The 22755-nt window shown below is 45.6% G+C and carries 15 protein-coding genes; 12 read left to right on the forward strand and 3 right to left on the reverse strand.

What is annotated here, in order from left to right; all coding sequences use genetic code 11:
• Window positions 1-324: 324 nt before the first annotated feature.
• From RS891_RS13470 to RS891_RS13485, 4 genes are all read left to right on the forward strand, one after another.
• On the forward strand, window positions 325-1257 hold the full coding sequence (locus RS891_RS13470; protein WP_397333650.1) for a glycoside hydrolase family 5 protein: 933 nt from the start codon (window positions 325-327) through the stop codon (window positions 1255-1257).
• Between the two features lie 249 nt (window positions 1258-1506).
• Window positions 1507-3576 (forward strand): bifunctional aldolase/short-chain dehydrogenase, encoded by a 2070-nt coding sequence (locus tag RS891_RS13475; RefSeq protein WP_315795552.1) that lies wholly within the window; start codon window positions 1507-1509, stop codon window positions 3574-3576.
• A gap of 18 nt (window positions 3577-3594) precedes the next feature.
• Entirely contained in the window at window positions 3595-4866 is a 1272-nt protein-coding gene (gene rhaA, locus RS891_RS13480; protein WP_315795553.1) for an L-rhamnose isomerase, read from the forward strand.
• A 160-nt stretch (window positions 4867-5026) separates the two neighbouring features.
• Window positions 5027-6700, forward strand: a complete 1674-nt coding sequence (locus tag RS891_RS13485) for a ribonuclease J (protein WP_113052305.1) — start codon at window positions 5027-5029, stop codon at window positions 6698-6700.
• Between the two features lie 137 nt (window positions 6701-6837).
• On the opposite strand, the gene RS891_RS13490 is transcribed toward RS891_RS13485, so the two are convergent.
• Window positions 6838-7920 carry a bifunctional 3-deoxy-7-phosphoheptulonate synthase/chorismate mutase gene (locus tag RS891_RS13490; RefSeq protein WP_113052304.1) on the reverse strand — a complete coding sequence of 361 codons (1083 nt, stop codon included), beginning with the start codon at window positions 7918-7920 and terminating at the stop codon, window positions 6838-6840.
• Between the two features lie 574 nt (window positions 7921-8494).
• Between RS891_RS13490 and RS891_RS13495 the strand changes: the two genes are divergently transcribed.
• From RS891_RS13495 to RS891_RS13505, 3 genes are all read left to right on the forward strand, one after another.
• A complete protein-coding gene (locus tag RS891_RS13495; protein WP_113052303.1) occupies window positions 8495-9478 on the forward strand; it encodes a LacI family DNA-binding transcriptional regulator in 984 nt (327 codons plus the stop codon).
• Between the two features lie 395 nt (window positions 9479-9873).
• Window positions 9874-11349 (forward strand): glycoside hydrolase family 32 protein, encoded by a 1476-nt coding sequence (locus RS891_RS13500; RefSeq protein WP_113052302.1) that lies wholly within the window; start codon window positions 9874-9876, stop codon window positions 11347-11349.
• A gap of 26 nt (window positions 11350-11375) precedes the next feature.
• Window positions 11376-13343 carry a sucrose-specific PTS transporter subunit IIBC gene (locus RS891_RS13505; protein ID WP_315795554.1) on the forward strand — a complete coding sequence of 656 codons (1968 nt, stop codon included), beginning with the start codon at window positions 11376-11378 and terminating at the stop codon, window positions 13341-13343.
• 105 nt (window positions 13344-13448) lie between these two features.
• On the opposite strand, the gene RS891_RS13510 is transcribed toward RS891_RS13505, so the two are convergent.
• A complete protein-coding gene (locus RS891_RS13510; RefSeq protein ID WP_113052300.1) occupies window positions 13449-13895 on the reverse strand; it encodes a hypothetical protein in 447 nt (148 codons plus the stop codon).
• Between the two features lie 411 nt (window positions 13896-14306).
• On the opposite strand from RS891_RS13510, the gene RS891_RS13515 reads away from it, so the two are divergent.
• Entirely contained in the window at window positions 14307-14702 is a 396-nt protein-coding gene (locus RS891_RS13515; RefSeq protein ID WP_113052299.1) for a hypothetical protein, read from the forward strand.
• Between the two features lie 141 nt (window positions 14703-14843).
• Here the strand turns inward: RS891_RS13515 and RS891_RS13520 are convergent, their stop codons facing one another.
• Window positions 14844-16568 carry a cellulase family glycosylhydrolase gene (locus RS891_RS13520; RefSeq protein ID WP_113052298.1) on the reverse strand — a complete coding sequence of 575 codons (1725 nt, stop codon included), beginning with the start codon at window positions 16566-16568 and terminating at the stop codon, window positions 14844-14846.
• A 308-nt stretch (window positions 16569-16876) separates the two neighbouring features.
• Here RS891_RS13520 and RS891_RS13525 point away from each other — a divergent pair, with 308 nt between their 5' ends.
• The 4 genes from RS891_RS13525 (at window position 16877) to RS891_RS13540 (ending at window position 22707) form a co-directional block, all read left to right on the forward strand.
• Window positions 16877-17704 (forward strand): amidohydrolase family protein, encoded by an 828-nt coding sequence (locus RS891_RS13525; protein WP_113052297.1) that lies wholly within the window; start codon window positions 16877-16879, stop codon window positions 17702-17704.
• A gap of 344 nt (window positions 17705-18048) precedes the next feature.
• Window positions 18049-19491, forward strand: a complete 1443-nt coding sequence (locus RS891_RS13530; RefSeq protein WP_113052296.1) for a 6-phospho-beta-glucosidase — start codon at window positions 18049-18051, stop codon at window positions 19489-19491.
• A gap of 287 nt (window positions 19492-19778) precedes the next feature.
• Entirely contained in the window at window positions 19779-20609 is an 831-nt protein-coding gene (gene licT, locus RS891_RS13535) for a BglG family transcription antiterminator LicT (protein ID WP_076291149.1), read from the forward strand.
• A 214-nt stretch (window positions 20610-20823) separates the two neighbouring features.
• Window positions 20824-22707, forward strand: coding sequence for a beta-glucoside-specific PTS transporter subunit IIABC (locus RS891_RS13540; protein ID WP_113052295.1), 1884 nt, complete (start codon window positions 20824-20826; stop codon window positions 22705-22707).
• Window positions 22708-22755: the final 48 nt, after the last annotated feature.

Genomic DNA, 22755 nt, shown 5'->3' on the forward strand with positions numbered 1-22755 from the left:
TTTAGGGGGATTGCCAAATGTTGATGGGGGAGGTTGTGAGTACAAAATAAATTCCTTATCATGGTAAAAATAACTTGACCGGTAAGCGTTTTCATTTTATTATATGTCCATAACCTTAACGATAAGGTAAATTAATTTAAAATATGTATCTTAAATAAAGTTATATACTTATAATAATAACTTTATGGAATTATGAGTTGCTTTTGATTTTAGTTAACTTATTGCCTTGAGCAGGGTTAATTGAAATAAACAAAAAAATGTAGGAGGTTCTAACGAATGGTCAAGTTGCAAAAATGTACAGTCTTTACCGTAATTGCTGCACTTATGTTGGTGATTCTGGGGAGTGCTGCACCCAAAGTGTCTGCTGCTTCAGGATTTTATGTAAGTGGAGGCAAATTGTACGATTCCACTGGCAAGGCATTTGTTATGAGAGGTGTCAATCATGGACATTCATGGTTTAAGAACGACCTGAACACAGCTATTCCTGCGATTGCCAAAACAGGTGCCAACACCGTACGGATTGTGCTCTCCAATGGTGTGCAGTACACCAAAGACGATCTGAACTCTGTTAAAAACATCATTAATGTTGTAAGCGCAAACAAAATGATTGCGGTGCTAGAAGTACATGATGCAACAGGGAAGGATGACTATAATTCGTTGGATGCAGCAGTGAACTACTGGATTAGCATCAAGGAAGCACTCATAGGCAAAGAAGACAGGGTTATCGTAAATATTGCGAACGAATGGTATGGAACATGGAACGGCAGTGCCTGGGCTGACGGATACAAAAAAGCGATTCCGAAGCTGAGAAATGCCGGTATTAACAATACATTGATCGTGGATGCAGCAGGCTGGGGGCAGTACCCGCAATCCATCGTGGATTATGGACAAAGTGTATTTGCAGCGGATTCGCAGAAAAATACTGTATTCTCGATTCACATGTATGAATATGCCGGTAAAGATGCGGCAACCGTTAAATCCAACATGGAGAGCGTATTGAACAAAGGTCTGGCCCTGATCATCGGTGAGTTCGGTGGATACCACACGAATGGGGACGTCGATGAATATGCGATCATGAAATATGGTCAGGAAAAAGGGGTAGGCTGGCTCGCGTGGTCCTGGTATGGCAACAGCTCTGATTTGAACTATTTGGACTTGGCTACGGGTCCTAACGGAAGTTTGACATCCTTTGGAAACACAGTCGTCAACGACACGTATGGAATTAAAAACACTTCAAAAAAAGCAGGGATCTACTAGAGTCTATGGGGCCTAGCTTTTCGAAAAAGATTCATCCAATCAACGAGTGACATTAAGCTTGTTGTGACCCAAAAATCTCTTCAAGCACTCTGACCAACACGTCAGGGTGTTTTTTTATAGAAAGAAAAATCACCAAAACAGAAATCTTTTGAATTCTTCCGTTTATATTTAAAATCTTTTATTTTCAAAACAAAACAAAGATGATAAACTCTGATTAGGAATAAAACAAACATTATCGGAGGGGAACAAATGGTACAGAGTTTATGGAATTCATCACAGGCTTCGGAGAAAACAACCGGACTGGAGCAACTGGTCTACCGATCCAATCTGATTGGGGCAGATCGTCGTGTATGTAACATTTTCGGAGGCAACACGTCTACCAAAACGACGGTGAAAGATTTTCGCGGCCGTGATATAGAAGTGATGTATGTAAAAGGTAGTGGATCGGACCTGGCTTCCATGCAGGCGAAGCATTTTACAGGACTTGGACTTGAAGACATTCGTCCATTAATCGAACGTGAATCCATGTCGGATGAAGAAATGGTCGAATATCTGGGGCACTGCATGATCGATTCCAAACACCCGCGTGCATCCATTGAGACGTTGTTGCATGCGTTCCTTCCATATAAACATGTGGACCATACCCATCCGGATGCAATTATTAGTCTGTGTTGTGCAGATAACGGAAAAGAACTGGCAAAAGAGATTTACGGGGATCGCTTTGTATGGGTTCCTTATGTGCGTCCCGGATTCACACTGTCCAAGATGATTGCTGAAAGCGTATTCTCAAATCCGAATGCTGAACTGGTTCTGATGGAGAAGCACGGACTTGTGACTTGGGGAGAAACATCGGAAGAGTGTTACGCGCAGACGATCAAAATTATTAATGAAGCGGAAGCCTTCATTGAAGCACGTGTCAACGAAGGAAGCCTGTTCGGTGGAGAGAAGCATCCTGCGCTTGAGGCAGAAGTTCGTCGCCAGATCGTATCCAAAGTAATGCCAACCATTCGGGGAGCGGTATCCGACAGCAAAAAAATGATTTTGTCCTTTGACGATCAGGAGGATGTGCTTGCCTTTGTTGGTGGAGTGGATTCGCCGAAGCTGTCACAGGTAGGCGCGGCGTGCCCGGATCATTTGGTGCATACCAAAGTGGTACCTCTATTCATCAATTGGACACCGGACGCGGAGGATATTGAAGGGCTGAAATCCAAGCTGGTGGAAGGCGTGGCTGCCTACAAAGAGCAATATCAACAATATTTTGAGAGCAACAAAAATGATGGTGACGTGATGTTCGAAGCTGCACCTCGTGTCATTCTCATCCCAGGTGTGGGCATGATCAACACAGGCAAGAGCTGGGCCCTGTCCCAGGTAAGCGGGGCATTGTATCATAGAGCCATTGCGGTTATGCGCGGTGCGACAAGTCTGGGCCAATTCGTATCCCTCAGCGCCAATGAATCCTACAATGTAGAGTACTGGCCGCTTGAGCTTTACAAATTATCGCTGGCTCCGGCGGAGAATGAGTTTTCCCGCAAAGTGGCGTTTATTACCGGGGGTGCCGGCGGAATTGGAAGTGAAACCGCACGCAGATTGGTATCCGAAGGGGCGCATGTCGTTCTTGCGGACCTTAACCTTGAAGGGGCGCAGAAGGTAGCTCAGGAAATTAACGATCAATATGGTGCTAATCGCGCATATGCATTGAAGATGGATGTGACCGATGAGGAAGCCGTGCAATCTGCATATGCCGAAGTTGCCATACAATATGGCGGCGTGGATATTATCGTGAACAATGCGGGTTTGGCCACCTCCAGTCCATTCGACGAAACATCGTTGAAGGAGTGGAACTTGAACATGAGTGTGCTGGGTACGGGGTATTTCCTCGTAGCACGCGAAGCGTTCAAGTTAATGAAGCAGCAGGGGATTGGCGGCAGTATGGTATTTATTGGGTCCAAAAACTCAGTCTATGCAGGCAAAAGCGCCTCAGCTTACAGCTCAGCCAAAGCACTTGAGGCTCATTTGGCCCGCTGCATCGCAGCTGAAGGTGGGGAATACGGCATTCGTGTAAATACAATTCTCCCGGATGCCATCCTGCAAGGTTCAGCAATCTGGAACGGTTCATGGAGAAATGAACGTGCAGCAGCCTATGGTATCGAACCGGATCAATTGGAAGAGTACTATCGTAAACGTACAACTTTGCTCGTCAATATTTATCCTAGAGATATTGCGGAAGGCATCGCCTTTTTTGCCTCATCCAAATCGGAAAAAACAACCGGTTGCATGATGACGATTGACGGCGGTGTGCCAGCAGCATTTACACGATAATAAGGAGGGTTCTCGCACATGGAAAATCAGGTCAAGCAAGCATATGAAGCAGCCAAATCATTATATGCCCAGCATGGAATTGATACGGATGAAGTGCTGAAGAAGCTCGCAGAGATCAAAGTGTCTGTTCACTGTTGGCAAGGGGACGATGTGAAAGGTTTTCTGAATAAAGACGGGGAACTTACGGGCGGAATATCCGTTACAGGTCAATATCCAGGGGCTGCAACGACACCAGCAGAGCTTCGGGCAGATCTGGAGCAAGCCTTCTCTATGATTCCTGGCAAACATAAGGTCAATTTGCATGCAATCTATGCGGATACGGACGAACAAGTGGAGCTGGACCGGATTGAGCCGAAGCATTATGAGAACTGGGTGAAATGGGCCAAAGAACAAGGGCTTGGTCTGGATTTCAATCCAACCTGCTTTTCGCATGAAAAATCAAGTGACGGCTTCACGCTAAGTCATTCCGATCCGGCGATTCGCAAGTTCTGGATAGATCACTGCAAAGCATCCCGCCGCATTGGCGCATACTTTGGTGAGCAATTGGGTCAGACCTGTGTAACCAATGTGTGGGTACCGGACGGGTTCAAAGATAATCCGGTCGATCGGATGACACCGCGGAAGCGGCTGAAAGATTCACTGGATGAGGTATTTGCCGAGAAGCTTGATCCGAAGTATCATCTGGATGCGGTCGAGAGTAAACTGTTTGGCCTCGGTTCCGAAGCGTATGTCGTTGGTTCTCATGAATTCTATATGGGCTATGGACTTCAAAATGATACGTTAATCTGTCTCGATGCCGGACATTTTCACCCAACAGAAGTCATCTCGAACAAACTGTCTTCACTTGCCCTGTTTACTAACGGCATTCTGCTGCATGTCAGCCGTCCAATGCGTTGGGACAGTGACCATGTTGTCATTATGGATGATGAGCTGCTGGAAATTGCCCGCGAATTGGTACGTCATGATCTGCTACCAACGACACATATCGGACTTGATTTCTTTGATGGAAGCATCAACCGGGTTGCTGCGTGGGTAGTTGGCACACGCAACACGATTAAAGCTTTACTGCGTGCGATGCTGGAACCTGTGGATGCTCTGAAATCAGCGGAACTGGAAGGGGATTACACCCTCCGCCTTGCTTTGACGGAAGAATTCAAGTCCTATCCTTTCGGCGCGATCTGGGATTATTATTGTGCCAAACAGCAAGTACCTGTACGCGAACAGTGGATTGCTGAGATCAAAACCTATGAGCAGGAAGTTTTGCTTCAACGAGATAAATCTTTCGTATAGGATGATGCAGGCCACGGTGGAGAAGCTCTCCGCTGTGGCTTTTTTGTATGGAAACAGCTGCGAAATGCATAACTACGGTCAGAATTTCCATACTAAAAATACATAGAAAAATGCAAAGAATCAATGCTATTACTGTAACGAAGAGGAGGATGCATCCGATTTGAATCTCGCCCACAACAAATTGTATATCGCGGCACTTGGCGGCTTGAATGAAATAGGCAAGAACATGTATCTTATCCAATATAATCAGGACATCATTGTCATCGACTGTGGCTCCAAATTCCCGGATGAAACTCTGCCGGGCATTGACCTCATCATTCCGGATGTGACGTATCTGCTGGAAAATCAGGACAAGGTGAGGGCGCTTGTGGTTACTCATGGACATGAAGACCACATTGGCGGCATTCCTTATCTGTTAAAACAAATCAATATTCCGGTATATGCATCCAGACTGACACGAGGATTGATTGAACTGAAACTGAAAGAGCATGGTCTGCTGCGCAAAGCAGACTTGCATACGGTTGATTCCAAATCCAGCATAACGCTGGGTGGAGTTCAGGTTTCTTTTTTTGCAACTAGTCACAGCATACCGGATTGCCTTGGTATTTTCTTTCAGACACCTGGGGGAAATGTCGTCCATACCGGGGATTTCAAGTTTGATATGTCACCTGTAAATGGGCCGTATCCCGATCTGCACCGTATGGCCGAGATTGGCAAACAAGGTGTGCATGTGCTGTTGTCCGAGAGCACCAATGCAGAGAGACCCGGGTTCACCCCTTCCGAGCGTGTCGTAGGTGACCACATATTGGACGCGTTTATTCGTGCCAAACAAAAAGTGTTTATTTCAACCTTTGCATCCAACGTAAGCAGGGTGCAACAGATTGTAAATGCAGCATTCGAGACGGGACGCAAGCTGGCACTGCTGGGCAGAAGCATGATTAATGTAGTGTCGGTAGCCAGTGAATTGGGATACCTGGATGTACCTGAGGGGCTGATCATTGAGGCTATTGATTCGGACCAGTTTCCACCTGATGAGGTCGTTGTACTCTGTACGGGAAGTCAGGGGGAAACGATGGCTGCTTTATCCCGTTTGGCCGCCTCCAAACATCCTCATGTGAAGATCGCACCTGGAGATACCGTTATTATTGCAGCTGGCGCGATCCCGGGGAACGAACGCAATCTTGCGCATGTCATTGATAATCTGTATGTGCTCGGAGCTCGCGTCATTTACGGTTCAAGCGGTGCAGCAGGCATGCATGTATCAGGACACGGCAGCCAGGAAGAACTCAAATTGATGCTGACCCTGATGAAGCCTGATTATCTAATTCCAGTTCACGGTGAGTTCCGAATGCTGTATCAGCATAGACAATTGGCGGAGTCCGTGGGGATTGAACGGGATCATGTATTCATCGTGAACAATGGGGATATGATTCAGTACAAAGACGGCGTGGCTTCTCCTGGTCCCAAAATTGCTTCTGGCAACAGTCTGGTCGACGGTCTGATCATGGGCGATGTCGGGAATATCGTGCTGCGTGACCGACGGCAGCTGTCATCCGATGGAATGCTGGTGATTGTGACTACGTTGAGCAAAACGGAGAAACATATGGTAACAGCACCTGAGATTATTTCCAGAGGTTTTGTATTTGTGAAAGATTCCGAAGAATTCATGAAAGAGATTCATGAGCTGGTTCAGAACAAGATGGATGAGTTAACCGGAAGCGGAGCGAATCAGTGGAATGTGATCAAAAGAAAGCTGAAAGATGAGATCGGTCATTACATCTACGCCCAGACGAAGCGAAGACCGATGATCCTGCCCATTATTATTGAGGTTTGAGAAACTGGAGCGGAGCCGATGTATAGAGATTAAGATGAGAATTAAAAGATTAAAATGGTCAAAAGCCTGAGAAATGTAGGATCATACCGTTTTTCGTATGAACCACACATTTTAGTCAGGCTTTTATTGTTAATAACCTATTGATCCTTCAGCAATCCAGATTGTCTCACAGAGGAGAGGAACTGGTGGAACTGCTCAATGTTTAATTGCTGTGCGCTATCCGAGAGGGCTACCGCCGGATTCGGATGAACCTCAACCATAACACCATCTGCACCCGCAGCAAGAGCTGCCTTGGCACATGGCGCAAGGATATCTTTACGCCCGGTAGAGTGGGTGACGTCCACAAGTACAGGCAGATGGGTTTCCTGTTTCAGAATCGGCACAGCAGAGATATCAAGTGTATTGCGTGTTGCTTTTTCATAGGTGCGAATACCGCGTTCAATCAGCATAACCTGTTTGTTCCCCCGGGAGACAACGTACTCCGCAGCATGAACGAATTCATCAATGGTTGCCGCCAAACCACGTTTCAGCAGGATAGGAATCTGAACATCCCCGGCAGCCTTGAGCAGTTCAAAGTTTTGCATGTTACGGGCACCGATCTGGATGACATCAATATACTGGCCAGCCAGTTCAATATGACTTGGATGCACGATCTCACTAATTGTCTTCAGTCCGAACTCGTCGGCAACTTCCTTCAGTATTTTCAATCCTTCGATTCCAAGTCCCTGGAAATCATATGGAGAAGTACGAGGTTTAAATGCACCTCCGCGCATCACGGTAATGCCAGCTTCTTTCAGCGCTGCTGCGACCTCGCGTACCTGCTCATAACTTTCAACCGAGCACGGTCCGGCGATCATAATTGGTTTGCCTGCTCCAACCTTGACGTTTCCGATGGACACGACAGTATCTTCCTGCTGATTTTTGCGGCTAACGAGCAGTTGTTTCTTGTGTTCGTCGACCTGGAGGTTCAAGGAAGCCTGGAAAATCTGTTTGAACAAAAGTTTGATGGCATCGTCTTGGAAAGGCCCCGGATTGGCGGCAGTCAGTTCCTCCAGCATTTCTTTTTCGCGAACCGGATCAAACTTGGGAACACCCTGTTTTTCCTTGATTTGACCAATTTCCTGTGTAATTTGGGCCCGTTCTGACAACAAGTGCAGGAGGTTATGATTAATCTCACTCAATCGGCCTCTTAATTGTTCCAAGTTCATGCTTTGATCCATGCTGATCCACTCCTTCAATTTAGATTTATAAAAAAACACAAAAAGGCCCTTCATCCGTAAGGGACGAAGAAGCCGTGGTACCACCCTAATTAGAAACGGTCCTGCTGATTGAATACAGCCGATCTGTTTCTCACTTTGACCTTTTAACGCAAGGAACGGATTGTCCTAGAAGCTATATCCATGAGGAATAGCTCTTCAGCAATCGGCTCGGGAGTGAACTTCGGCGGCATGTTCTTTTCGGGTGCTCTCAGTCTTCGGCACCGCATCCCTGTAATGAACGATAACTCCGCGTACTCTTTCCGTCATAGCCTGTATGATTAATGATGTTCTGTATTTCATGATGCACGTTATGAATTGAGGTTATACTAGCATCTCATGTTCCTTGTCTGCAAGAAGCTGAATTAATGCCATGCATCAATAACGCTTTACCGTGGCGCATTATGCAACCACTTCCAGTGTTCTGTGAGATTTACTAATATCTCAATGGGAATAGTATTCGCAAGGGTTTGCCTTTCGAAGTATAATATAAGGTAATATAAGTGAATTCAAGCGAATGAGAATAAGAGGAGAAGTTATGAATAAAACGATTTCGGATATCGCCCAATTGGCAGGCGTGGCGAAGAGCACAGTCTCTCGTTTCCTGAATGGTGGTTCTGTTAGTGAGGATACACGGGAGAAAATCGAACGTATTATTAAACAACACAATTACGTACCCAATACGTTTGCACAGAGTCTCAAAGCCAAAAAAACCAGTATTATTGGAACGGTTGTTCCTCGTCTGGATTCCTTTGCTACCTCTCAGACATTGATCGGCATCGATGAAGAATTAAGAAATAATCAGTATCAGATGCTGATCGCAAATACGAGTCAGGATATGCAGCGCGAGATCGACGCCATATATGACTTTGCCAGACAGAAGGTATCCGGCATTATTTTGCTTGCCGCAGAAGTGACCGAAGCACATCTCAAAGCCGTTGAAGACATCGGAATTCCGGTCCTATTGGTGGGGCAGCAGCATGAACAGCTGCACAGTCTAGTTCATAATGATGATCAAGCGGGCTATGAGATGGGGAAGCATGTTGTGGAAAAGGGCCATCGGAAGATCGTCTATATTGGGGTTACCGAGAGAGACCAAGCAGTTGGAATCCATCGCAAACAGGGGTTCAAGCGTGCGATCGACGAATGTGGCGGATGTGATGTGACGTATTATGAGACAAGTTTCAAAATGTCCGAAGCTATCATTACCGCAGAAGCGATTTTGAAAGAAAGTAAACCGACAATTATTGTGGGCGCAACAGATAACATCGCACTGGGTGTGATGAAGATTGCTTTCTCCAATAAGATACAAATCCCTCAGGATTTATCGGTTACTGGCTTTGGCGGTTATGAAATTACCGAGATGATTCATCCTACGCTAACGACAGTAAAATATCATTATTTTGAGGCAGGTCAAGTAGCGGCCCAGCACATAATTCGCCTGGTAAAAGGTGAGCCAGTGGAACAGTGCACGATCCTTGATGTGGAGATTATTCCACGAGAAAGCGTTGACAAGATATAAATGAATCCTTTATGATAATTCCATCGAACCGGTTCCACATTGGATATCCAACACGATTATGGGAACACGGTGGCAGGCGAAAAAGCCGTATGGAATTATTTTTTTGATCTAATTGGAACCGGTTCCTCTAATTTTTGGATTATAAAATAAATTAAATTAAGAGTTACACGATCACGGAGAGGGCAGAAAAAATCTGTAGAAACGTAGTGTGCGCCTAAAAGCTTTCTGTAAGAAAGCTGCTACGGAAGCATAAGCTTCAGCGGATTTCACCCTTTAGAAAAGGGATAAAAGAAATCTGGAGATAACAGCGATCGGAGGATTGTTCTGCCATCGAAGTGGCCAAGTGTAACATTTCTTGGTCTAATTTATATTAGCTAGGATGGAGAACACTTTTTATGAAAATGACTAGAGAGCAACGCTACAGACGAATCGAGCAGGCAGAGCCTGGAGAAATAGGCAAACTGGAAGCTTTGATCTCTGCTTGTCCGTGGAGACAGCATTACCATATCCAGCCGATAACCGGACTGCTTAATGATCCTAACGGATTCTCCTATTACCAGGGATATTATCATTTGTTCTATCAGTGGTTCCCACTCGGGACCGAGCATGGAATGAAGTATTGGTACCATACCCGTTCAACGGATCTGGTGCAGTGGGAAGAAGTCGGAATTGGAATAAGGCCGGGCGACACATATGACTCACACGGGGCATATTCGGGCAGTGCTATTGAAAAAGATGGCCAACTCAACCTGCTATACACAGGCAATACAAGAGATGAAGACTGGATCAGGCATCCGTATCAGTGTCTGGCGATTATGGATGAAAGCGGTTCAATAACCAAAGTGCATCAACCTGTGATTTCAGAAGTGCCTTCTGGCTACACGGAGCATTTCAGAGACCCCAAGGTTTGGCAGCAGGGTGACACGTATTATTGTGTGATTGGAGCCCAGCGTGTAGATGAAACAGGATGCACGGTATTATATCGTTCGTCAGATCTCAGAAACTGGACATTTCTTGGAGAGATTCATACTGGGCTACCTAAGTTTGGCTACATGTGGGAGTGCCCCGATTATATGGAGATGCAGGGTCAAGGTGTGCTGATCTTTTCGCCACAAGGAATAGAGAGTCAGGAAGATGAGTATCAGAATATTTTTCAGTCGGGCTATCTGATTGGCGAACCACTGGATCTTCAGACAAGGCACTTCGAACATGGTCCATTTCAGGAGCTGGATCGTGGCTTTGACTTTTATGCCCCACAGACGATGCAGGCGCCGGATGGAAGACGAATTTTGGTGGGCTGGATGGGACTTCCCGATTTGGAGTATCCGACAGATAAGAATGGATGGGCACATTGCCTGACGATTCCGCGGCAGTTGTCACTCCGGGAGGGGAAGTTAATTCAACAGCCAGTTTCTGAAATGGTGAAGCAGCGCAGGGATTCTGAAGGGACTCATAGGAAATTCACACTGGATCATGAGACTCGATCTTTCACAGATTTTACTGGAATGGCTTATGAACTGGAATGTGAAATCCGTGATTTTGACGCAGAGGTCGTAGGCATTGAATTGCGGGCGAGTGCAGAAGAGAAGACCGTGTTGCAGTATGATCGGTTGGCACAAAAAGTAACCCTGGATCGCTCGCAGTCAGGCGCCACGCTCGCGGATCAGAACGGGAATATGCGGCGCTGCGCATTGAATGCTGACGTCCTTAAGTTTCATATCTTTGTGGATTCTTCTTCTGTTGAGATCTTTGTCAATGATGGAGAAGAGGTATTCACAAGCCGTATCTTCCCAAGCAAGGAAAGTGTGGAGATTCGCTTCTTTGCTCGTGGAGGTAAGGCAGGATTTCAGGCATCAAAATGGGATTATTAGATATAACGTGAGAGGAATGAAGAACCATGTCGGATAATCAGCAGATTGCCCAGGACGTTATTCGTGCCATCGGGGGCAAAGAAAATATCGCATCATTTGCACACTGTGCAACACGTCTTCGGATCATGGTGAATGATAAAGACAAGATCGATCAGAAGCAGGTCGAGAACATCGACAAAGTGAAAGGGGCTTTTTTCAACTCGGGCCAGTATCAGATCATTTTTGGAACCGGAACAGTGAATCGGATATTTGAAGAGGTCGAGAAGCTGGGCATCGAAGGGTCTTCCAAGGAAGACGTGAAGAGTCAGGGCAAAAAGGAAGGCAATGCTTTTCAACGGGCCATACGTACGTTCGGTGACGTATTTGTACCGATTATTCCTGTGCTGGTAGCAACGGGACTATTCATGGGTCTGCGAGGGCTGCTCACTCAAAACGAAATTTTATCGTTAGTTGGTGCAACACCGGAGGACATTTCGCCCAATTTCCTCTTATTTACTCAGATTCTGACGGATACGGCATTTGCATTTCTGCCTGCACTCGTAGCTTGGTCTGCATTCCGTGTGTTTGGCGGAAGTCCGGTTCTCGGCATCGTTTTGGGTCTGATGCTTGTGAATCCGGCGCTGCCGAATGCATACGCTGTTGCCGATGGATCAGCACAACCGCTACATATGTTCGGATTCATACCGGTGGTCGGGTATCAGGGTTCCGTGCTGCCTGCGTTCTTCGTCGGATTGATCGGAGCGAAGTTTGAGAAGGTTCTGAGAAGACGCGTACCAGAGGCGCTTGATTTAATTCTTACCCCTTTTATTACGCTGACGGTCATGATTACATTGGGACTCTTCGCAATTGGTCCGGTATTCCATTCTCTGGAGGAGTGGGTGCTGCATGGAACGACAGCCGTATTGGGATTGCCATTTGGTATTGCGGGTATTATTATTGGTTTCTTCCATCAAATTATTGTTGTTACCGGTGTACATCACATCTTTAACTTTCTGGAGATTCAATTGCTGGAAAAAACGGGCTTTAATCCGTTTAACGCGATTATTACCTGTGCTATGGCTGCACAAGGAGCGGCTTGTCTGGCAGTGGGGTTGAAGACCAAAAATACAAAGCTGAAAGCACTCGCACTGCCTTCGTCATTCTCTGCATTTCTGGGGATCACCGAACCTGCAATCTTCGGGGTTAACTTGCGTTACATGAAACCGTTCATCATGGGTCTTGTCGGAGGCGCTGTGGGTGGATTCATCGCATCCTTGTTCCATTTGCAAGGTACAGGTATGGCGGTGACGGTTATTCCAGGCACGTTGCTGTATTTGAACAGCCAATTGCCTTTGTACATTTTGTCCAACGTGGTGGCCATGGGAATTGCATTTGCACTTACCTGGTTCTTCGGATATAAGGATCAGCCGATTGCTGAGGAAATTCCGAGCAATGCAGGAGAAGAGAGCAAGCCGGAAGTTCTATCGCCAAAGTCAAACTCATCTGCCAGCCAGGCCGTTAACCATCGGACCAAGGTAGATATGCTGGAGATTGCATCACCGATCACAGGCACAGCGGTTGCTTTGGAGCAGGTTCCTGACCCTGCATTCTCGGAAAAGCATATGGGAGAAGGGATTGCTATCGAGCCTTCTGAGGGCAAAGTGTTTGCACCTTTTGACGGCGTCATTGCTCATGTGATGAATAAGAGCAAACATGCGGTAATCCTTGAACATGAAACAGGTGTTCAGATGCTTGTGCATATTGGAATTAATACCGTTGGATTGAAGGGGGAAGGTTTTATCGCACATGTGAATAGCGGAGATACCGTAACCGCAGGACAATTGTTGATTGAATTTGACATGAAAGCGATCCAGGCTGCCGGGCTGCCATTGATTACACCTGTGCTCATTCCGAATGGGAACGACAGCATTGAACAGGTGATGACAACGATGACAGGCCCTGTTCAGGCCAATGGGGAAGCACTAATTGTGGTGAAATTTACTGAACCGCAATAAGCGTAAAGTTTTGAAAAAGACCGATCGAAAAATGCAAAGGGACCCGTTGTTTATCACCAGGGTTTCTTTGCACTTTTATGTATCTTTTCTACTTAACGGAAGGTGTTAAAAAGAATAATACGTCAGTGCGTATTGCATCAGAAAGGAACGAATTTCTTCCCGGTTTAACATCACATCCAATGGGCTGGCTTTCTCGATATTGCTAAGCAAATCGCTGACGGCTTCTTGCAGGAACAGCATGCGTTCATTTCCCCATAGTTCTTGATGCTGCTGGATAAATTGCATGACTTGCGACAGCTCGATACCTTTTAAAGCTCTGAATACTGAAGCCCATTTTACCAAATCAGAGGGATGGGAACCTACAGGCAATTCAAATTCGGCAAAACCATGAACATTCCCGCATGAGATTTTGAACAATCCGCAGTAGCAGGCTGCATGTCCCTGCGCTATGAAGGGTAATTTCTGCATATCGTACCGAATAATCTCGATGGAACTAATCCGCGTATCAACACCAATCTCCGTTCGAATTTCCACATCACAATCTGCAATCACACGCTCCAACCTCCATAGGCAAAATCACCTTATTGTTTTCGTTATCCTGCGGATTATGTTACGACTGAACACAGCTCAAGTAAAATCAAACGGGATGGAAATACCCCTGATTTTCGGATTTTTGGTTTGGTATTCATACATGTAAGCGATTAACAAGAGATATATCTTCATTTTGGACTAGATTAACCCGATTTTTTCTTCCGCTCATGACAGATCGAGTAACATGCCGCATGATAGCGAAAAGAGGAGATTAAGCGAGAAATGCTCACCCGAATTGTCTGGAATCGATCAGAACGGTGCAGAAATCGAATGCAGTTCCATTGCAGAGATGCAGACAGAGGACTATGATTCGCACATAACGTACTCCAGATGGCATTTGCAGGATCTGATGTGAAGGCGAGGTTGGCGGCAATGGATGACGCAATGATGGTTGTATCAACAGGACAAGGTGAGGCGGGTAAAAATTTTGTGAATGTATTACTCCAGAGGGGATTTGCGGTTGTCGTGCTTGTGCACAGTGAAGAAGAGGGGGAACAATTTCAATCGCTTGGGGCAGTCACTGTGCGTTACATTCAGGAATTGGCATTCCGTAATCAGCTTCCGCCCGAATTTGCTGTGAAAAACGCCTTTGTATTTGAAAATAGCTTGCCGCAGTGCTGCCAGGACATTGAACTGTGCCGCAGCTTGTGTCCGCAACAACTCTATGTCGTTTCCAGCAACAGGCCTCATGTTGAACTTGTTTATAAAGGTCTGGGAGCAACTTATGTCATTCACAGCCGGAGTGGAGATGTTTCATTTTTATTGTGAATCACCTGATCGCGGGTTCCTTGTCGCCTGTAGGATGAACCAAGTATAAATGAAAAACGTTGTGTCCAGAGTCTGTTGCCCTGGCCACAACGGTTCGTCAATTGAATTCCTATGTGTTATACATTGAGCTGTGAAACCCTATCAGGAAGAGATTCCGACAACACTCGAACCATTCTTTGTAATTTTGTACGTAATGACGTCTCCGCTCCAGAAGTGGAACTTAAGAATGACTTCGCCATTATTTGTTTCGTTGAAGAAGTTTTGTTTCAGTTCAATGACGTTGCTGCTATAATTTGGACTGAAAGTGTAGGAAAATTCTTTGAACGAAGTCCAGTTTTGTGGACCTGCGTTTCCGCCACTTGTATATGTGGCTTCCATGGTGGCCAGTTGATTGCCATTAAAGGTAGTCGGAATCGCAAACGAGCTCGTTGTGCCCGTTACATTGCTCAGTTTAGGCGTATCATACTTGATGATATTCAGGTTCCAGTTTGCGCCTTTGTTGAATTTGACGGTCAGCTTGGCATTAACCCCAAGATTGCCTGAAGTGGTCAGTCTGGACAACAGACTGGATTTTAATGTCAGCACATCACCGCTGATTGTGTAATCTGTACCTTGAACAAGAGTAGTGCTGCCATTCGCAAGTGAACTAAATGTATTGCCATTGAGATTCAGTTTTACGGTTTTATCCTGAATGGCTGCCCCTTTTTTCAGATAAACCAGATCGGATTCAGCTGTGGAGGAACGACCTGTCCAGCTTGCTTTCATCGTGTTATACAGGTCTGGGTCAGACCAGGTAAAGGTGGTACGACCGAAATGCTGCCCATTATCCCATAACATGGTGGTCATCTGTTTCTGACGCAGGTACTGGCCAATGAATTCAAAGAATTTCAATTTCTCGCCTTGCTCAATGACGCCCGTGTGCTGATCAAAGCCGAGCAAGCCATACTCACCGACGATAACCGGAATGCCTTTGGCTGTAAATGCATTGTATACCCGATCAAATGTAGCGGTAATATCCTGCTGTACTTCAGCATTATATTTGGTGTAACCTGCGATATTTACGCTGAATGGCCAGAATCCATAGTAGTGAACCGTAGCGATAATATTAGGATCATTTAATTTTGCAATCGTCTGGGATAAAGCATCGAGATCTGCTTGAGCGGAAGACGTATGCATCGTTGGCAGAACCAATGGACGTGTTGCATTGTTTCCACCGGATGCTCTCACGATGTTATGAAAAGATACATTGAGCTCATCCAGCAAAGCGTAAGCAGTAGCGGTATTCGTTGTGCCACCTTCAGTGAAGCGTGGTTCATTCACACTTTCGAACATCAGTTTAGTGGATGAGTTTTTGAATTTGTTTGCAATTTGAGTCCAGGCGGAGTTGTAACGAGCAAGAACATTGGCATGGTCATTCTCCATATAGCTGATCCACTGCCATGAATCGTGATGGATATTGATCATGACATACAGATTGGCATCAAGCGCCCAGTTTACAACCTGTTGAACACGATTCATGTAAGCGGTATCAATAGTATAGTTGGGTGCTCCACCCATATGAGCTTGCCAGGTCACTGGAATACGAATGCTCTTGTAGCCTTGATTGGCGATATTTTGAATCAGTTGCTGATTAATCAGCGGGTTACCCCAGGCCGTTTCGTCTGCGCCAACAGCATCAAGGGAGTTGCCCAGATTCCAGCCCGGCTCCATCGCAGTAACATAGGACTGAATATTGGTTGGGGCAGCGGCCGCACTTGCCTGAATCGAGTCATCTGTAGCAGCAGAAGCGATGGCGGATGAGAACAGGGACAGGATCATTGTCGTTACGATAGTGAGTGAGAGGAACGATCTGCGATTTTTGTTCATTAACATAATCTCCTTTGTAATGATTTCGTTGAACTAAAATAGAGCGTTTACAAAAATGAAGAATTAAGCTCAGCATAGACGATACCGAGTATTGATTTAAATGGAATCACCACCAAATTAAGTATTGAAAACGTTTTCTGAAGTGCAAATATATCATGATCCATTGAAAGTAAACACCCTCTTAATTAGTACAAAATCCATGTAATAATTAGTGATTAATGGATTATTTTATTATAAATTCATTCGGATAAATAGCGTTGCATTACATCCGTGGTTGAAGTTAAATAAATCTCAGGAGGGGATATCGAATGAGACTGGATGCGCATCAGCATTTCTGGAATTATAATATTCGTGAATATGGTTGGATCGAGGAACACATGAGCGTCATTCGACGATCGTTTCTTCCAGAAGATTTGGAGAGTCTGTTAACCGGTGCAGGAATATCGGGTTGCATGGCGATACAGGCTAGACAATCGTTGGAGGAAACCGAATGGCTTCTAGACATGGCGCAGCGGCATGAGTTCATCAAGGGTATTGTGGGTTGGGTAGATCTGTGTTCTTTAGAAGCTGAACATCAGCTTGAGAAATATGCATCAAGCCCTTGGCTGAAGGGAGTGCGTCATGTAATACAGGATGAACCGGATGTACAGTTTGTATTGCGTGACGATTTTCAGCGCGGAATTGCTTTGCTACAGCAATATAATCTGGCCTACGATCTGCTTGTGTCCAAGGAGCAACTCCCTTATGCTGTAGAGCTAGTAAAGATGTTTCCTGAACAGCGATTTGTACTTGACCATTTGGCGAAGCCCGATATTAAGGCAGGAACGGTCTCCCCTTGGAAGGAAGCGCTATACTCTTTGTCAGAACAACCGAATGTGTACTGCAAATTATCTGGAATGATAACGGAAGCAGATTGGACAAACTGGAAACAGGAGGACTTTGCACCTTATTTGAATATCGCCCTAGAAGCGTTTGGTCCGGATCGGGTGATGTTTGGCTCGGATTGGCCTGTTTGCACGGTGGCTGGTACATATGCTCAAGTGCTTGAAATTATCAGGAAACATACTTTTTGCATGTCTGAGGTAGAGAAGCAGATGATATTCGGCGGCACCTGCGCTACCTTTTATCAGTTATAGTGATCGCATTCTACAGCAGATCTAGGCTTAACGATGTTGACAGTTTCCCTAATTCTTGCTAGAGTTTTATCCAATCCGCATAATTGTGATCTGGGAATGTTACCGATATGGGCATAACCTGAGCTGGCTTGTATACACTGCAACGTGTATCCGAGCTGGTTCGGGTTTTTTGTATTTATGTTGAACGAACGATTTTACATTGGACACTGCGCTGCCAGAACAATCTTCTGATCGCTGTTATCCCCAGATTTTCTGATGTGTAGTTCAACATGAATATTTTGTCTTTCTAATGTTTCTTGCGATTGGAGCGGATACTGAATTACATATTTGAAAGGAGAATATGCATGACTAATTTTAAGTTTCCCAAAGACTTTTTGTGGGGTGGAGCCATTGCTGCCAATCAGGCAGAGGGTGCTTATCTCGAAGGAGGTAAAGGGCTGAGCATTGTTGACTTGTTGCCGACAGGAGAGAATCGCAGAAGCATCATGAAGGGTCATGTCCCTGCATTGACCCCACTGGAAACCGAGTTTTATCCTTCGCATGAAGCCATTGATTTCTATCATCGTTATCCCGAGGATATCGCTCTGTTTGCCGAGATGGGATTCAAAGCGCTGCGTGTATCGATTGCCTGGGCACGGATTTTCCCAACCGGAGAAGATGCACAGCCGAATGAAGCGGGTTTGCAGTTTTATGATCGATTATTCGATGAACTGTTGAAGCATGGTATCGAGCCTGTGGTTACGCTTGCTCACTTCGATGTACCGGTCAATCTGATTGAGAAATATGGCAGTTGGAGAAGCCGTGAGTTGGTGAGTCTGTTTGAAACCTACGCAAAAACCGTATTCAGCCGTTACAAAGACAAGGTGAAATACTGGATGACGTTCAACGAAATTAACATGCTTCTGCATCTGCCATTCCTTGGTGCGGGTTTGGTCTTTAAAGACGGTGATCATGTAAAAGAGATTCAATATCAGGCAGCACACCATCAATTGGTGGCAAGTGCACTGGCGGTTAAAGCCTGTCACGAGATCATCCCGGGCGCAATGATCGGTTGTATGCTTGCGGCAGGAAGCTTTTATCCTTATACCTGCAATCCGGAAGATGTGTTCCAGGGCATGGAGAAAGACAGGGAGTCCTACTTCTTCATTGATGTTCAGTCGCGTGGGGAGTACCCGGGTTATGCCAAACGTTTCTTCAAGGATCATGGACTCAATATTAGCATGCAGCCAGGTGATGCGGAAATTCTGAAAAACCATACTGTTGATTATATTGGATTTAGTTATTATTCAAGTCGTACAACTTCCACGGATCCGGAAGTCGTCAAAAACATGACGAGCGGCAATGTATTTGGTTCTGTAGCGAATCCGTATTTGGCAAAATCGGAATGGGGCTGGACAATTGATCCCAAAGGCATCCGCATTACAGCCAATCAACTGCATGACCGCTATCAAAAACCGCTGTTTGTTGTAGAGAATGGTTTTGGCGCCAATGACGTGGTTACCCCTGAAGGTGAGGTTGATGATGCGTACCGGATTGATTATCTGAAACGCCATGTTGCTGAGATGGGTGAAGCTATTCAGGATGGTGTAGATATCATTGGTTATACAAGCTGGGGGCCAATCGATATTGTCAGCGCTTCTTCAGGAGAGATGAGAAAACGCTATGGTTATATCTATGTGGACCGTGACAATGAAGGCAAGGGTGAATTGAAGCGGATCAAGAAGAAGAGTTTCCATTGGTACAAAAATGTAATTGAATCTGATGGCAGCAATTTAGAACAGGAATAAGCAGGGCAAAATCAGGGCCATTCTCCATGATCATATCGGAAGGACCACTCTTCATGGGACTTCCGATTGTTCCCTTGCTGAAAGCGTTGACATCTGTGTCTCATCGCGCTATACTTGACGCAATTATATCGTTTTTGGGATTGTTACTACTTGAAGTAGGCAAAACCTAAGCACCAAAAAAACAGACGTACTTGTCTTGTTTATTTTGTGATGCTTCAGGTTTTTTTTGTATGCCCAAAAGGCGATATATGACTGCCAAGAGAGTGGATCGTGACGGGGGGATTGAAGTGAAAATAGCAAAGGTTATCAACAATAACGTCATTAGCATCTATCAGGCGGATGGAGCAGAGCTTGTCGTGATGGGGCGTGGGATTGCCTTTAAGAAGAAGCCGGGGGATAAAGTAGACGAGACCCGCATCCAGAAAGTTTTTGCGCTTAAAAACAAGCAGACATCCGACAATTTCAAAATGCTTCTGCGTGAAGTGCCCATGGAACTAATCGAAATTGTGGAAGAAATTATTACCTACGCCAGAGAGAATCTGGGCCGTAACTTGAATGAAAATATTTATGTTTCCCTGACGGATCATATTAACTTTGCGATTGAACGATATCGTGAAGGGGTAGAGATCAAGAATGCACTGATGTGGGAAATCAAACAGCTATACAAGGCTGAGTTCGGACTAGGTCTGAAAACGCTGGAGCAGATCAAGTCTAGACTTCATATCGAGCTTCCTCCGGATGAAGCAGCGTATATTGCCCTGCATATTGTCAACGCGGAGATGAATGAAGAAGTTATTACAACGATGAACATCACGAAGTTTATTCAGCAGATTATTAATATAGCGAAATATCACTTCAAGATGGAATTCGACGAGGAGTCTCTCAGTTATTTTCGCTTCATTACGCATCTGAAGTTCTTCTCCCAGAGGGTATTAAGCGGCACGCATTATGACAATAATTATGACCACTTTTACGACATGATAAAAGAGAAGCACCCGGAAGCGGCGGCATGTACGGAGAAAATCGAAATGTTCGTCAACAAGGAATATAACCATCAGCTTACCAACGAAGAGAAATTGTATCTGACCGTCCACATTGAACGGGTCGTTAATCGATAATAATTAAAATGTTGACAAATTTGTTTAAATTATAATAATATGAGATTAACAGGAATTGAATACGATTTAACTGGGATTGTTACTGGTTATGCAGGCAAAACCTAAGTCATGAGAAGGCAGGACCAATGTGTCCAAACCTTACTCAAGGCTTAGGTTTTTTGCGTGCAAAAAAATCGGTAAGGTGCCTGTTTTAGTAAATATGGGGGTGCACATCATGAGTCAGGAAAAACTCGCAAAAGAGATCGTCGAACTGGTCGGCGGCGAAAAAAATGTGGTATCACTGGTACATTGCGCAACACGTTTGCGGTTTGTATTGAAAGATGACGCCAAGGCAGACAAAGCCAAGCTGGAAAAGACAGAAGGGATCATCGCAGTTAAGGAAAATGGGGGTCAGTTCCAAGTGGTCGTTGGCAATAAGGTGCCTGAGGTTTACAGCGCCATTGGTCAGATCAGCAACATTTTGAATGATTCTTCCGAAAAGGAAAAGCCGAAGAAGTCCGCGAAAGGCATTGGCGGCATTATCGACGTGATTTCCAGTATTTTTGCACCGCTGCTAGGGGTTATGGCGGGAGCCGGTATCTTGAAAGGGCTGCTGCTCATTGCAAGCAATGTCGGCTGGCTGGAAACGACGGAAACCACGTATAAAATCTTATTTGCAGCAGCAGACAGTCTGTTTTATTTCTTACCTTTGCTGTTAGCGGTTACAACCGCTCGCAAATTCCAGGGTAACATGTTTGTGGCGATGACCATTGCTGGCGCATTAATCTATCCTTCCATCGTCACGCTCAAGGCGGAGGGAACGCCAACCGATTTCTTCGGCATCCCTGTCATTTTGATGAATTATTCATCTACCGTTATCCCTATTATTCTGGCAGTCATCGTCATGAGCAAATTGGAGAAATTTTTCAATAAAGTTCTTCACGAAAGTGTGAAAAATTTTGTCACTCCATTATTTTTGCTTGTCATTATGGTACCTCTTACCCTGCTCGTATTTGGTCCATTTGGAGTATATGTAGGTAATGCCATTGCATCAGGACTCGTTGCCGCATTCGGATTCAGTCCGTTATTGGCAGGAGCCGTTATGGGTGCAAGCTGGCAGTTGCTCGTTATTTTCGGGGTTCACTGGGGACTCATACCCGTATTTATCAACAATGTTGCTGTATATGGACGTGATGGCGTCAAACCGGCTGCGACAGCTTCCATCTTCGCGCAGACCGGAGCTGCATTCGGCGTTATGCTGAAAACCAAAAATAAAAAGCTGAAAACGCTGGCGGGTTCATCGACATTGACAGCCTTGTTCGGGATTACCGAGCCGGCCATATATGGTGTCACTCTGCCACTCAAACGCCCATTCATCGCAGGAGTGATCGGGGGTGCTGTTGGTGGGGCCATTATTGGTCAGGCAGGTACGCAGGCATTCGCTTCGGGCGCTCCAGGGCTACTGACTTTGCCGATCTTCTATGGACCAGGTGGAGAGGGCTTCCCTGGACTGATTCTTGGGATCTGCGTATCCTTTGTTGTTTCGGCTGCATTGACGTACATTATGGGATTCAAAGATCCGGTTGATGAGGAAGAACAAGAAAAAAGCACGGAATCTACCAATCCATCAGAAAGAACGGCGGAATCCGTGGATCAAGAAGTTCTTAGCCCGATTGAGGGGACTATTGTTGAACTGACTGAGGTACCAGATCCGGCATTTTCATCCGGCGCGATGGGTAAAGGCGTTGCGATTGAGCCGGCAGTTGGCCGAGTCGTTGCTCCTTTTGACGGTACTATTACTGTGGCTTTCAAAAAGAAACATGCCCTGGCTGTTGTATCGGATACAGGTGCGGAGATTTTGGTTCATGTCGGGGTGGATACCGTCAAGCTCGATGGTCAGCACTTTACATCACATATTCAGGAAGGTGATCGGGTTAAAGCAGGGGATTTGCTGCTGGAATTCGATATCGCTGCAATCAAGGCCGCTGGTTATCATACGGTAACCCCTATTATTGTAACGAATTCTGCAAACTATGAGGAAGTGGTTCCTTTGACTACGGGACAAGTTCGGGTTCAAGAGCCTTTACTTACCCTGTATGGTGGAAAGGGACAGGAATAAGAGTAGTACTGAACTAAAAGCCGTGTCCGACGTGTAACAGAATGTTTT

This window comes from Paenibacillus sp. BIC5C1 (assembly GCF_032399705.1).
GTDB lineage: Bacteria > Bacillota > Bacilli > Paenibacillales > Paenibacillaceae > Paenibacillus > Paenibacillus taichungensis_A.